The sequence below is a fragment of the Pseudomonas sp. CBC3 genome, from assembly GCF_037967085.1.
Classification (GTDB): Bacteria; Pseudomonadota; Gammaproteobacteria; order Pseudomonadales; family Pseudomonadaceae; genus Stutzerimonas.
This window is the reverse complement of the sequence record NZ_JBANEO010000003.1, coordinates 878,379-891,870: the sequence shown is the minus strand read 5'-3', so window position 1 is coordinate 891,870 and position 13,492 is coordinate 878,379. Positions and strand designations below refer to the sequence as shown.

General features: G+C 62.6%; 13 protein-coding genes. 5 read left to right on the top strand and 8 right to left on the bottom strand.

The window, feature by feature from the left end; genetic code table 11:
- Positions 1 to 124 precede the first annotated feature (124 nt).
- From V6943_RS16695 to V6943_RS16685, 3 genes are all read left to right on the top strand, one after another.
- Complete coding sequence (locus tag V6943_RS16695) at positions 125 to 532, top strand: PA2817 family protein (protein ID WP_131650415.1); 408 nt, start codon at positions 125 to 127, stop codon at positions 530 to 532.
- A gap of 709 nt (positions 533 to 1,241) precedes the next feature.
- Positions 1,242 to 2,915: a sodium:solute symporter family protein gene (locus V6943_RS16690; RefSeq protein ID WP_340554668.1), complete on the top strand. Its 1,674-nt coding sequence runs from the start codon at positions 1,242 to 1,244 to the stop codon at positions 2,913 to 2,915.
- Positions 2,897 to 3,028, top strand: coding sequence for a putative transporter small subunit (locus V6943_RS16685; RefSeq protein WP_340554666.1), 132 nt, complete (start codon positions 2,897 to 2,899; stop codon positions 3,026 to 3,028). The genes V6943_RS16690 and V6943_RS16685 overlap by 19 nt, the downstream gene beginning before the upstream one ends.
- Before the next feature lie 85 nt (positions 3,029 to 3,113).
- Here the strand turns inward: V6943_RS16685 and V6943_RS16680 are convergent, their stop codons facing one another.
- From V6943_RS16680 to V6943_RS16650, 7 genes are all read right to left on the bottom strand, one after another.
- Positions 3,114 to 4,100 (bottom strand): TRAP transporter substrate-binding protein, encoded by a 987-nt coding sequence (locus tag V6943_RS16680; protein ID WP_131650413.1) that lies wholly within the window; start codon positions 4,098 to 4,100, stop codon positions 3,114 to 3,116.
- A 55-nt stretch (positions 4,101 to 4,155) separates the two neighbouring features.
- Entirely contained in the window at positions 4,156 to 4,983 is an 828-nt protein-coding gene (locus tag V6943_RS16675; RefSeq protein WP_340554664.1) for an HpcH/HpaI aldolase/citrate lyase family protein, read from the bottom strand.
- 34 nt (positions 4,984 to 5,017) lie between these two features.
- Positions 5,018 to 6,223: a CaiB/BaiF CoA transferase family protein gene (locus V6943_RS16670; protein WP_340554662.1), complete on the bottom strand. Its 1,206-nt coding sequence runs from the start codon at positions 6,221 to 6,223 to the stop codon at positions 5,018 to 5,020.
- Between the two features lie 204 nt (positions 6,224 to 6,427).
- Positions 6,428 to 7,780: an MmgE/PrpD family protein gene (locus V6943_RS16665; RefSeq protein ID WP_340554660.1), complete on the bottom strand. Its 1,353-nt coding sequence runs from the start codon at positions 7,778 to 7,780 to the stop codon at positions 6,428 to 6,430.
- A complete protein-coding gene (locus V6943_RS16660; protein WP_340554659.1) occupies positions 7,777 to 8,169 on the bottom strand; it encodes a VOC family protein in 393 nt (130 codons plus the stop codon). The genes V6943_RS16665 and V6943_RS16660 overlap by 4 nt, the downstream gene beginning before the upstream one ends.
- Before the next feature lie 42 nt (positions 8,170 to 8,211).
- The gene (locus V6943_RS16655) at positions 8,212 to 9,375 is read right to left on the bottom strand and encodes an acyl-CoA dehydrogenase family protein (protein ID WP_340554657.1); all 1,164 of its coding nucleotides are present in this window, start codon (positions 9,373 to 9,375) and stop codon (positions 8,212 to 8,214) included.
- A 243-nt stretch (positions 9,376 to 9,618) separates the two neighbouring features.
- Complete coding sequence (locus V6943_RS16650; RefSeq protein ID WP_131650407.1) at positions 9,619 to 10,440, bottom strand: FAS1-like dehydratase domain-containing protein; 822 nt, start codon at positions 10,438 to 10,440, stop codon at positions 9,619 to 9,621.
- A gap of 122 nt (positions 10,441 to 10,562) precedes the next feature.
- On the opposite strand from V6943_RS16650, the gene V6943_RS16645 reads away from it, so the two are divergent.
- Positions 10,563 to 11,471 (top strand): LysR substrate-binding domain-containing protein, encoded by a 909-nt coding sequence (locus tag V6943_RS16645; RefSeq protein ID WP_131650406.1) that lies wholly within the window; start codon positions 10,563 to 10,565, stop codon positions 11,469 to 11,471.
- Between the two features lie 257 nt (positions 11,472 to 11,728).
- Entirely contained in the window at positions 11,729 to 13,039 is a 1,311-nt protein-coding gene (locus V6943_RS16640) for an MFS transporter (RefSeq protein ID WP_131650405.1), read from the top strand.
- Between the two features lie 27 nt (positions 13,040 to 13,066).
- Here V6943_RS16640 and arfB read toward each other — a convergent pair whose 3' ends face one another.
- Positions 13,067 to 13,480 (bottom strand): alternative ribosome rescue aminoacyl-tRNA hydrolase ArfB, encoded by a 414-nt coding sequence (gene arfB, locus V6943_RS16635; RefSeq protein ID WP_197445721.1) that lies wholly within the window; start codon positions 13,478 to 13,480, stop codon positions 13,067 to 13,069.
- Positions 13,481 to 13,492 lie beyond the last annotated feature (12 nt).

Sequence of the window (13,492 nt, the reverse complement as noted above, 5' to 3'; positions counted from 1 at the left end):
CTGCCTAGACACGCCTCTAGCAGTTTCGAATCGAACCCATGCCGTGGTCGCGAGTCAACTAGACACGTCCTATTTAATTACGCGCCGCCCTATAATCGCGCGCCCAACCCGACACAGGTGAACCATGGCCAACCCTTATCACGCCCACAACCTGGCTCTTCTGGCCCATCTGCGCGGCATCCTGCTTGCCATGGGTGAAACCGGACAGGTATCGGAAGAAAGCCACGCGCTGTTTCTTGAGCGCTTCGACGAGCTGATCATGAATCTCAAAGATGTGCCGGAAGAACGGCATATGGGCCAGGACATGATCTGCCAGGTCTTCCACCGTTATCCGCAGATCGCGCATCTGGTCCCTCGGGATCTGCTGTGGTACTTCGGCGGTGATTGCCTGCACTTCATGCCGGACGAAGAGATCGAGATTTTCCAGCAGCTGGAAGAGCGCCGCTACGAAGCCGAACAGAACGACGAACCTTTCGACTGGAACATGGAAAGGCAGCTGCTGAGCATGCCGGAAGAAAGCCCACGGCACTGACTAACTACCTGTCACTTAGTGCTAATGCAGGGCTTTGTAGGAGCGGGCCGCGCCCGCGATCCACGCGCATGGTGCGCTCCTGCAGGGCTTCAGCGCTTATCTGAACGGCTTAAGCACTGCTAATTCCGTCTCTGCTCGGCAGCGGACTTGGCGCCTCGGCTGAGCGGAACGATTGCGACACAGCTGTTGGCAAGGCTTGCCATTGCAAGATCGGCGCGGCGCGTCACGTCATGTCATGACTCGTTCGGATTACAGCAAGCGAGTCGCTTTTGCCGCCTCACTCCGCTCGAAACCGATCTCTTTCCGGCTCTCTGAGCGGGCGGCTCAGGCGTTCGGCAAACCGAATTATTTTCGCCGTCACCTATTGCATTTATCGCAAGAATGGAAGCGAAGCCCCGCTAACCGCCCGTTGATGGTAGACTGCGCGCCGTTGCGTCGCCGTTCAGCAAAGACGCAACCTCATTCTGCCGGGAACGCACCCGGCACCGCCGCTGCAGGATCACAGCGATCGCCGCCCATGTGCGTGCCGCTTGTGACGCTTTCGGATCGCGCTTGTCGGTCTCCCTCCTGTCAGCTTCCAGTCCGCACCCCTCGAACACCGGTTCGATCATGCCTGCCTCGCGCAGTGATTCGGGTGCCATAACGCCATGCCGTGAATACGGCCCTGCGTCGTGCCAGCGATGCTTGAGGCTCATAAAAAGGAGACGTTGTGTACCAACTCGCCCTACCCACCGTTTTGCTTCTGTTGCTGGGCTTCTATGGATTGACGTTTTTTCTGTCGACCCGCATCGGCCAGAAGAAAGAGAACGTAGACAGCTACATGGTTTCCAACAACTCGGTGGGTTTCGGCATGTCTGCCGCTAGCATGACCGCCACCTGGATCTGGGCCGCCTCGTTCTACGCCGCAGCAAGCGCGGGTTATAAGTACGGCCTCTCCGGTGCGCTGCATTACGGATTCTGGGGCGCGCTGATGATTCTGTTCATCTACCCCTTCGGCAAGCGCTTCCGGCAACTCGCGCCCAAGGCCCACACCCTTGGCGAGATCATGCAGGCGCGCCACGGTCGCTCCAGCCAGATGATCCTTGCAGGCTCCAACATCCTCGGTAGCTGCATCAGCCTGACGGTCAACTTCACCGCCGCTGGCGCGCTGGTCGAAGTGCTCTCGCCGCTGAGCTTCGTGCATGGCGTCCTGTTCGCCGGTCTCGGTGTGCTGTCCTACACGCTGTGGTCGGGCTTCCGTTCTTCGGTGCTGACCGACTTCGGCCAGCTGGTCGCCATGATCCTCGCGGCGGTCATCATCATTCCGATGATCTTCTTCCAGCTAGGCGGGCCGGAGCTGTTCGAGGCGGGAATGCCACGCCTGGCGCCGGAGCAAGCGAGCTTCTATTCACCCACGGCGATCCTTGAGCAAGGCGCGCCCTTCTTCGTCGCGGTGCTGGCCTACGCCATCGGCAATCAGACCATCGCCCAGCGCCTATTCGCCGTACGCGAGGATCTGATCAAGCCAACCTTCCTCACCGCGACCGTCGGCTACGGCGCCATTGTCATCGGCCTCGGCATGCTCGGCCTGCTAGCGCTGCTGGCCGGCATCGAGCCCATTGACGGTGATCTGAACAACCTGATCCCGCAGATGGCCTCCAACTACCTGCCGCCGTTCATGATCGGGCTGCTGTTCATCATGGTGATCGGCTCGCTCTCGTCCACAGCCGACTCTGACCTCTCCGCTCTGTCGTCCATCGTCATGACAGACATTTACGGCAAGACGCTGGCCAAGAACAAACCCAACCCGACCGTGATGCTCTGGGTCGGCCGCCTGACCATGATCGTCGCGACCATGGTCGGCGTCGCCTTCGCCAGCCTCAAACTCGACATCCTCACCATGCTGATCTTCGTCGGTGCGCTCTGGGGCTCCATCGTCTTTCCGGTGATCGCCAGCCTGTTCTGGGATCGTGTTACCAACAAGGCCTTCACCAGCGCGGTGGTCGCGGCCTTCGCCATGTTCATTGTCTGCCGCTTCGAACTGGTGCCGCTGGACGGCGTATTGGCGGTGTTCTTCGAACTCTGCGCCTCCGTCGGCGGCGGCGTGGTGATCGGCCTCATGACCTTCGGCTTCTTTGGTCGCCGAGCCGGCATTCTGCTTGGCGTACTGACGACGCTGGTGCTGGCGCCATTCGCCGTCGGCTTCCTGCGTGATTACACGGTTCTGCTCAGCTCGTTGACCGCCTACGGCGTCAGCATGGTGGTTTGCGTGGCTATCAGCCTGCGTAACCAGGAACGCTTCGATTTCGACCGGATCGGCGAAAAGGTCGTCGCCTTCCAGACCGTACAACCCGAAACCAATACCAAAGAGAAGGAGAACATCCCATGTCCAGTATCGCTCTGACCGCTTATGTCCTTATCTGGCCAGCCCTGGCCGCCCTTGTCCTCGGCCTGCTCTGCGTTGCCCTTGTGCACGACATGTGCGAAGCCAAGCGCAAGGGAACGGACTTAGTCTGATTCATTGCCCAGGCGGGACTCACCCGCCACAACGAGAAAGGCCCGCATTTATCAGCGGGCCTTTCTCGTTGTGGCATTGCGACTATCAGGACTTGTTGGATGACTTCGCAGCTTCGATCAGGTCCTTACCGATATCCTGCTCGAACTTCTTCCACACCGGCTGCATCGCCTCGCGCCACTTGGCACGCTGTTCGGGCGTCAGTTCGATGATTTCGCTGGTGCCTGCATTGGCGATTGCATCACGCGCCTCGCGGTTCAGGTCGTCGGCCTGACGGTTCACCTCGACGGTGACCTCATCCATGATCGCTTTCAGCTCGCTACGAACGTCCTCCGGCAGCCCTTTCCAGAACTTGGTATTGGTGATCACCATGTAGTCGATCACACCGTGCTCGGAGTGGGTGAAGTACGGCTGCACTTCATGCACCTTCTGGCTGAAGTAGTTGGACCAAGTGTTCTCGGTCCCGTTGACCACGCCGGTCTGCAGCCCCTGATAAACCTCGGCGAAGCTCATCTTGCGCGGGTTGGCACGCAGCGCCTTGAACTGCTCGTCGAGCACGTTGGAAGCCTGTACACGAAACTTCAGGCCGCGCGCATCCTTGGGCTCGTGCATCGCCTTGTTGGACGACAACTGCTTCATGCCGTTGTGCCAGTAAGCCAGCCCGGTAATGCCTTTGTCTTCCATGCTGCTCAACAGTCCCTGGCCATGCGGACTCGCCTGAAAGCGGTCGACCGCCGCGATATCGTCGAACAGGAACGGCAGGTCAAAAATCTGGATGGGCTTGGCGTAATGCTCGAATTTGGCCAGCGACGGCGCCAGCATGTGCACGTCGCCCAACAGCAGCGCCTCCATTTCCTTACCGTCGCCGAACAAAGACGAGTTCGGATAGACCTCGACCTTGACCTTGCCTGGCAGGCGTTCCTCGGCGAGCTTCTTGAACAGTAGCGCGCCCTGCCCTTTCGGTGTGTTGTCCGCGACTACATGAGCGAACTTGATAGTGATCGGATCGGCGAAGGCCAGGCCGGCGGTGAGGGAAAGCGCGCAAGCAAGTGCTTTTACGGTGGTTTTCAGCATGGTGGTACCTCTGTTGTTTTTGTCAGATTTGGTACGAGTGCCGGGTGGATTGCCGTCAGGACACTCCTTGCCCGGCACGTTGCAGCAGACGACGGGCGCGACCGATGACGGGCGCATCGACCATCTGTCCGTCCACTACGAAAACCCCATCGCCGGACGCACCGGCGGCGAGGATGCGTTGTGCCCAGTCGAGTTCTCCTGCGCTGGGCATCAGCGTTTCATGCACCACAGCCACCTGGCTGGGGTGAATGCACAGCAAGCCGCCGAAGCCCATATCGCGGGCGTCGGCAGTCATACGGGCGAGGCCGCCCACGTTTTTGATATCGGGGAATACGCTGTCCAGCGGCGGCGCCAGATCAGCCAGCCGGGACTGCAGCAGAAGTGCGTAGCGCGCCTGGTCGAGGATGCGCTCGGCGCCTGCGGTGCCGCTCGCCAGACCCAGATCCAGCCCGAGGTCAAGCGCGCCGAAGGACAGCCGCTCGACGCCCTGGGCATGAGCGATGTCCGCCAGATGAGCGAGCCCGCGGGCGCTCTCAATGATCGGCCACACGGGTTTGCCGCAGCCGAACACCAAGGCCACCTGTAATGAGCTTTCCACCTTCGGCAGCAGCACGCCGACCACTCCGACATGACGTGCGCACAACGCTAGATCGGCGGCCTGCTCGGCGTGACCCGGCGCATTGATGCGCACCAGCACGCGAGCCTGCGGATTGGTCCGGAGAAACTCGTCGAGATTGGCGCGCGCCTCGCTCTTCTGGCTCTCGGCGACCGCATCCTCGAGGTCGACGATCACCGCGTCGGCACCGGTCGCCAGCGCCTTGGGAATACGCTCGGGGCGGGTCGCCGGGACGAACAGAGCGGTGCGGATGATGGCAGATGTCATGCTGCTTCCTTCTCGAATTGGTTTCGTAGGGCGGTCACACCGCGCCCTGTTCATGCAGGCGCTGAATATCACCGGTCGCATAGCCCAGCTCGGCGAGCAACGTGTCGGTGTGCTGGCCTAGCGCTGGGATCGGGTCCATGCGTGGCTCAAAAGCGGTATTGCGCCCTGGGGGCAGTAACGCAGGTAACTTGCCGGACGGGCTGTCCACCTCGCTCCACCGCTGGCGAGCCTGTAGCTGCGGATGCGCCCAGACGCCGGCCATGTCATTGACGTGGGCGTTGGCGATCGGCGCGTTGTCTAGCCGAGCGATCACTTCTTCGGCGGTCAGCCTGGAGAACGCCTCGACGATAATGGCGCGCAGCTCGGCACGGTTTTCCGAGCGCTTGAAATTCGCCGAGAAACGCTCGTCCTGCGCCAGCTCCGGCTGCAGCAGCACCTTCTCGCAGAACAGCAGCCACTCGCGCTCGTTCTGCAGGCCGAGCATTACGGTGCCGCCGTCGCCTGTGGGGAACGGTCCGTAGGGGTAAATGGTGGCGTGGGCGGCTCCGGCGCGCGGCGGCGGCGTGGCGCCCTGGTAGGCGTAGTACAGCGGGTAGCCCATCCACTCGACGAGGCTTTCCAGCATGGAGACGTCGATGCGGCTGCCGACGCCGGTCTTGTCGCGCAGCATCAGCGCCGAGAGCACGCCGGTATAGGCGTACATGCCGGCGGCGATGTCGGCGATGGAGCAACCGGCCTTGGCCATCTCGGTCTCGCCCGGCCCACCGGTGACGGAGAGGAAGCCGCCCTCGGATTGGATCAGCAGGTCGTAGGCCTTCTTCTGTTCGTAGGGCCCGCCTTCGCCGTAGCCGGAAATATCGCAGACGATCAGGCGCGGAAAGCGCTCATGCAGTTGCTCGAAAGACAGGCCCATGCGAGCCGCGGCACCCGGCGCAAGGTTCTGTACCAGCACGTCGGCGCCAGCCAGCAACTGATCAAGTACTTGCCCAGCGGCCTCCTGCTTGACGTCCAGCGTCAGGCTTTCCTTTGAGCGGTTGGTCCAGACGAAGTGCGAGGCAAGGCCGTCGACACGTTCGTCATAGCCCCGGGCGAAATCGCCGGAGCCGGGGCGCTCGACCTTGATCACGCGGGCGCCGAGATCAGCCAGCTGGCGCGTGCAGAACGGCGCGGCGATGGCATGCTCGAGGCTGACTACAGTGATGCCGTCGAGTGGGCGGGGTTTGGCGGTTGTGTCGTTCATGTCTTTTCCTGCCTGTTCGTCTGTTTTGGTGGACTGAAGCGGAACATCACCCGGCCCACCTACTGCTGCCTCTCGTAGCGTGCGCTCCGCGCACCGTCCAACTTCGTACTAGTCCTCGGTGCGCAGAGCGCACCCTACGGTCAGCGCATCTTTTGCAAATCGTTCGGTCTGTAGGGTGGGCTTCAGCCCACCAGCTATTGGCGATCAGCGAAAGACTCTCAAATCGTCGATCTCGCGCAGATGCCACACCTGCTCAATCAAAGCACCCGCCTCATCCGCGCTGCGCGCACCGGAGAACCGCACCAGGCGCTGGAATTTGTCTTCCAATTCGGCACGGCTCAGGGTGTTGCCCGGATCGCCCTTTGGCTCGTCGATGGCACCATGCAGCATGCGGCCATCCGTGGTGGTCACCTCGACGCGGCCCAGCCAGCGCGCCGGATAGGCGTCGTCCACCTCGGAATCGAGCGTCATCGAGACCTTCTCCCGGAACTGGCCGACACGCGGATCGGTAAGCGCATGGGTGTGGAATTCGGTCAGTCCGGCCTTGCCGTACAGAGCGATCAGGCCCAGCACAGTACCCATGGAGAACTTGGCCTGGTGTACGGTCTGCGGCACCACCACGCGACCGAGCACGTCGATGGCGCCCTGGTGAACATGGGTGGTGACGCTGGCAATGTCTTCGGCGGTGAGCTTCTCGAGCTGCATCAGATCAAGCAGCGCATCAGCGGCCGGATGGGTATGGCGACAGGAGGCGTGGAACTTGAACGAGGTTTCGGCCAACGCCCAGCGGCTGCCGAGGCGATCGGAAAGCGCACTCGGATTGGCGTCCTTCGACATCCCGGCGGCCATGCCCTGCTCGCCTTCGAGAATGTTCTGCGCGCCCGTCAGTCCTTCGGCGGTCAGGTAGGCCGCAAGCAGACCATCGGCGGCAGCCTTGGCGGTGTGAAGCTGCTTTGAGTCGGCGGCATCGCGAAGAAATTCCCACAAGCCCGCGGCCTGAGTGCCAGCGTTGCCCAGCAGATTGGTGAACTGCTTCTGATCGAAGCCCATCAGCTTGCCCACCGCCACGGCGGCAGCCAGGGTTCCGACTGTCGCGGTGGTATGGAAGATGCGGTAGTGCGAGCGGCCGAGGAATTCGCCAATGCGAATCCCCGCCTCGTAACCGGCCACCGAAGCGACGAGCAGGTCGCGGCCGGATTTGCCCAAGTCCTGCGCCGCCGCCAGTACAGCCGGGAAAACCACCGTAGCCGGGTGCAACACCGAGCTGTTGTGCAGGTCGTCCTGCTCCACCAGGTGCGAGCTGGCGCCGTTCACCAGAGCCGCAAAATAGGCGGAGCTGCTGCTGCGATTGACGAAGATGTGCGATGCGCCGGAAGCCGGACCCATCGTCTGGGCATAGCGTTCGAATAGCGGGATCGGGTGCGAACCGGCGCTGGCCAAAGCGGAGCCGAGCCAGTCGAGGAAAAGGTCTTCGGTGCGGGCGAGCACCGCATTGGGAATCTGCTCGTAGTGCAGCCCGGCGAGAAATTCGGTCAGCGCTTGGGTGTGCTGGCTCATGCGTTCGGCTCCAAGGGGTTGGATAGTTCGATCAGGTTCAGGTCCGGGTCACGCAGGTAGACGGAGCGGATCGGCCCTGTGGCGCCGGTACGCTGGACCGGTCCTTCGAGGATCGCGACGCCTTGTTGCCCGAGGTGCGCGATGACCTCCTCCAGCGGTGTGGCGACGATGAAACACAGGTCCGCCGAGCCCGGCGTCGGGCGCTCGGCCTTGGGCTCGAATTCATGCCCGGCCAGGTGCAGGTTGATCTTCTGCCTACCGAACGCCAGCGCCTTGCGGCCTTCGCCGAAGGTCACGGCCTGCATGCCGAGCACACAGCAGTAAAAATCCGTCGTGACGTCGAGGTCGGCGACGGTCAGCACCAGGTGGTCGAGATGGCTGATGTGCATGGCGTATCTCCTTTCGCTCCTTTGGTGGGCTGAAGCGGGCGATCAAAAAGAGCGCGGCAGCTCGAGCAAGTGCTCAGCCACGTACGACAGAATCAAGTTGGTGGAGATCGGCGCCACCTGGTACAGCCGTGTCTCGCGGAATTTGCGCTCGACGTCGTATTCGTTGGCGAAGCCGAAACCGCCGTGGGTCTGCAGGCAGGCGTTGGCCGCTTCCCAGCTCGCCTTGGCCGCCAGGTACTTGGCCATGTTGGCCGCGGCGCCGGCGTTGCGACCGGCGTCGTATTCCTCGCAGGCGCGCCAACGCATCAGGTCGGCCGCTTCCAGCTCGATGTGCGACTCGGCGATGGGGAATTGCACGCCCTGGTTCTGGCCGATTGGGCGACCGAACACCACGCGGTCCCGTGCGTACTGGGCGGATTTCTCGGTGAACCAGCGACCATCACCGATGCACTCGGCGGCGATCAGCGTGCGCTCGGCATTGAGGCCGTCGAGGATGTAGCGGAAGCCCTTGCCCTCTTCACCGATCAGGCTGCTGGCCGGGATTTCCAGGTTGTCGAAGAACAGCTCGTTGGTCTCGTGATTGACCATGTTGGCAATCGGCTGCACGGTCAGGCCGTTGCCGATGGCTTCACGCAGGTCCACCAGGAAGATCGACATGCCGTCAGCCTTGCGCTGTACCTCGGCCAGCGGCGTGGTGCGCGCCAGCAGGATCATTAGGTCCGAATGCTGGATGCGCGAGATCCACACCTTCTGGCCGTTGATGACGTACTTGTCGCCCTGCTTCACCGCGGTGGTCTTGATCTTGGTGGTGTCGGTGCCGGTGGTCGGCTCGGTCACGCCCATCGATTGCAGGCGCAACTCGCCGCTGGCCAGCTTGGGTAGGTAGTAGCGCTTCTGTTCCTCGCTGCCGTTCCGCAGCAGGGTGAACATGTTGTACATCTGGCCGTGCACGGTGCCGGAGTTGCCGCCGCAGCGGTTCACTTCTTCGAGGATGATAGAGGCCTCGGCCAGGCCCAGACCCGACCCGCCATATTCTTCCGGGATCATCGCCGACAACCAGCCGGCTTCGGTCAGCGCGGTGACGAAGGCTTCGGGGAAGCCCTTTTCTTCGTCGATCTTGCGCCAGTATTCGGCGGGGAACTCAGCGCAGAGGGCGCGCACGCCTTCGCGGATGGCGTTGTATTCGTCGTTCAGGTACGGGTTCATGTTTTTGGTTCCTCGAATCTTGTCATGTACGGGGTGTCGGTTTTCGCCTCGCCCCTACCCTCTCCCCTGAGGGAGAGGGGGGTTGGTCTGTGCTGCTCTTGGGCTACGCAGCTCCGGCAACTCTCTTCAAGGGAGGGCTCGATCTGCGTAGTCAAAGGGCTCAGCGGCAGTGGCAACCCCATCAATCTGTCCCCTCTCCTCTCGGGGGAGAGGGCTAGGGTGGAGGGGCCGCCGCCACCGGCCTCACTCGAATTCCACTTCAGCTTTCTGCGCCAGTCCGTTGTGGTCCCCGGCCCAAAGCTCGGCCTTGCCCGGCGCGACGGCGCGGCCGCCGACCTCGAACGGCTGCGGCGCGATCAGCGGGCGCAGGCCGCGATAGGCGAAGCGCCGGGGACGCATATCGGGATTGGCGCGGCAGAAGGCACGCAGATTGAGGGTGGCGATCAGCGGGCCGTGCACTACCAGTCCCGAATAGCCTTCGGTTTCGGTGACGTAAGGCCAGTCGTAGTGGATGCGGTGGCCGTTGAAGGTAACGGCGGAATAGCGGAACAGCAGCGTCGGGGTCGGTGTTACCGCTTCGCGCCAGTCACCGGCGACCATCGGTTCGCCACTGACGGTTTTCGGCGGGCTGGGCTCGCGGTAGACGATGTCCTGTTCTTCGCGAATCGCCAGGCGGCCGTCCTGCAGATACTCGTGCTGCACGGTGACGAACAGCAGCGCGCCGGTGCGGCCGTGCTTCTCCTCGATGTGCTTGATGGTCGAAACCCGAGTCGCCTCACCGCCAGCCCGTAAAGGCTCGAAGAACTCCACGCGGCCACCGGCCCACATGCGGTTGCGATTGTCAGCCGGCGGCAGGAAGCCACCGCGCGCCGGATGGCCGTCTTCGCCCAGTCCGCTTTCGGCGACGGCATCCTGAAAGAAGCACCACTGCCAGAGCGGCGGCAGCGGCTCGCCATGGGCCGGCGTCGGTTCGCCGAGCGTCGCGGCGATGCGCTTGAGCATATTGCGGCTGAGCTGGTCATGGGTTTCTTCGGTGCGGCCAATCCAGGCTGTTAGGTCGGTCATCGCGAGCTTCCGGCTGTGTTGTTTTGCCGCAGCATGCTCCGAAGCCGGCGTTCCGAGAATTTGTATTTACCAACACCAGCGTTCGGCTATCCTGAACGCCGTTTCTCCCAGCGAGCGCTCTCATGCACTTCGATCTGGCCGATCTGCGCCTCTTCATTCACATCGCCGAATCTCCCAGCCTGACCCAGGGCGCGCGTCGTGCGCATCTCTCGCCAGCAGCCGCCAGCGCACGGATCAAAGCCCTGGAAAGCCAACTCGACAGCCGCCTGCTGTACCGCGACAGCCGCGGCGTGGAGCTGACGCCGGCAGGCAACCGGTTGCTGCAGCACGCGCGGCTGATCATGCGCCAGGTCGATTACCTGAAAAGCGAATTCACCGAATACGGCGCGGACAATGCCGGGCACATCCGCATCTTCGCCAACACCACGGCGGTAACCGAGTTCCTGCCCGAGGTGCTGGCGGGCTTCCTGGCCCAGCGCCCCGGCGTTACCGTCGATCTGCAGGAACGCCTCAGTCGTGACATCGTCCGCGGCGTGCTCGATGGCAGCACGGACATGGGCATCATCGCCGGCCCGGTACGGGCACAAGGCCTGCAGGTGCTGCACTTCAGCACCGATCGCCTACTGCTGGCAGTGCCAGTCGGCCATCCGCTGGCGACCGAAAAGCGCGTCAGCCTGCGCCAGACGCTGGCCTACCAGCACATCGGCCTGCACGAGGGCAGCACCCTGCTGACCTTTCTGCGCAACCAGGTGGAAAAGCTCGGTGGCAACCTGTCGCTGCGCATTCAGTTGTCCAGCTTCGAGGCGGTGTGCCGGATGATCGAGGCCGGCGTCGGCATCGGCATCATTCCCGAGTCCGCCGCGATCAGGCATAGCCGCACGATGCAGCTGGCGACGGTGGAGCTGGACGAGCCCTGGGCAGTGCGCGAACGCAGCATTCTGGTGCGCGATCTGGAGGCGTTGCCGGGTAGCGTTCGCGCCCTGATCGCAACGCTGCTACCGGGACAAAACGGAAAGCTTGAGCCAAGCTGAACGCTTATATGGACGGAGCTGCTCAGCCGTCACGGCTTTTCTGGTCCTGGAGTCGGCACGTCAAGGCGGCGAGCCGTGCTGACACGCTTCACTGGAGATTACCCGGCGTTTTGAATCCTCAGCGCAAACTGCTGCCCAAACCGCATACGCTGAACGCAACGGTGAGGCAGGTTGTCACCCGTTCTGGATGCTTTAACGGTTAGCCGCTTCTAGTCGATCGGCTCGTCACCCCAGACCATTGCATAAGGTTGTTCGCCATGACGTCGTTATTAGCCCCCATCAGTTCACTGCTGGGTGGCGTTGCATTACTACTGCTCGGCCACGGCTTGCTGAATACGCTGCTAACGCTTCGCGGCATCGCCGAGGGTTACTCCACCGGGATGATCGGCTTGCTGATGTCGGGTTACTTCGCTGGCTTTCTCGTCGGCACCTGGCTCGCTCCATCATTGATCCGACGTGTCGGCCATATCCGCACCTTCGCTTTTTACGCCGCACTGGCAGCGATCGCCGTGTTGCTGCACGTGATGATCGTCAACCCCTGGGTGTGGCTGATGTTGCGCGTACTTTACGGTGTGGCGCTGGTCACGCTGTACATGGTCATCGAGAGTTGGCTCAACGCCCAGGTCAGCGGTGAAAAACGTGGCCAGGTATTCGCTCTGTACATGGCAGTCAACCTCGGCTCGCTGGCCGCTGCTCAGCAATTGCTGAGCCTCGATAGCCCGATGAATTTCACCCTGTTCGCGCTGGCCGCCATTCTCATCTGCGCCGCGCTGATGCCGATCACGCTGACCCGCCAGGCGCAGCCCGCACAGCCCGACATGCCGGCGACAGACCTGCTGCAACTGGCTCGCATCGCGCCGCTCCCCTTGATGGCTGCAGGAATTTCGGGCCTGACTCTCGGCGGTTTCTGGGGGCTGGCGCCTGTCTACGCCTCGCAGAGCGGCTTCGATGCGTCCGGCGTGGGTCTGCTGATGAGCATCACCATTCTCGGCGGCGCCGTTCTGCAGTGGCCCATCGGGCTATTTTCCGACAAGCATGACCGTCGCCTGGTGATGCTCTGGGTCGTAGCGATCGCGGCGGTCCTTGGCGGCCTGATTACACCGCTGACATCCGGCCCGTTGTTGTTGGGCATGATGTTTCTCTGGGGCGGTCTGGCCTTCTCGATCTATTCCATCGCAGTGGCGCAGATGGTCGACCAGTTGCACCCGGACGAAATTCTGTCCGGCTCCAGCGGCCTGCTGTTGGCCAACGGTTTCGGCGCCGCCTTCGGTCCGGTGGTCGCCGGCGGCCTGATGAGCGTTCTCGGCCCCAAAGCCCTGCCGGTGTTCTTCGCCGTCACGCTGGCGTTTCTCGCCATCTATTCCTACTTCCGCTCTCGCCGGGTAATCGATCTGGTCACCGAGCCGCATGGCCACTTCACGCCGATGCTGCGTACCAGCCATACGGTGCTTGAGTTGATGCCCGATACGCCTGAAGGCGATAGCACGGAAACCCCGGCCACCGAGCCGGAAGCCGACGACGGCGTGCCCAACGATACGATTATCGAACAGCGCACTGGCACGCACTGACACGCCTGAGCGGCGTCTGATCGCCGGCTAGAAATCCACCTTGCCGCGCCCTGCCTTGATCGCGGCGCGTTTGCTCTTACCCTCGAGGCGGCGTTTTTTCGAACCCAGGGTCGGACGTGTCGGGCGCCGCGTCTTTTCGACTTTCGCCACGCTGCGAATCAGTTCGGCCAGCCGCTCTAGCGCATCGGCGCGGTTCTGCTCCTGAGTGCGGTATTGCTGGGCCTTGATCACGATCACGCCGTCGCTGGTGATGCGGCTGTCACGCAGTGCCAGCAAGCGTTCCTTATAGAACGCTGGCAATGAGGACGCGTTGATATCGAAGCGCAGATGCAGCGCGCTGGAGACCTTGTTGACGTTCTGGCCGCCAGCACCTTGGGCGCGAATAGCGGTCAGCTCGATCTCGCTGTCAGGTAGCTGCACGCTATTGGATATCTCGAGCATCGGCCCTTCATG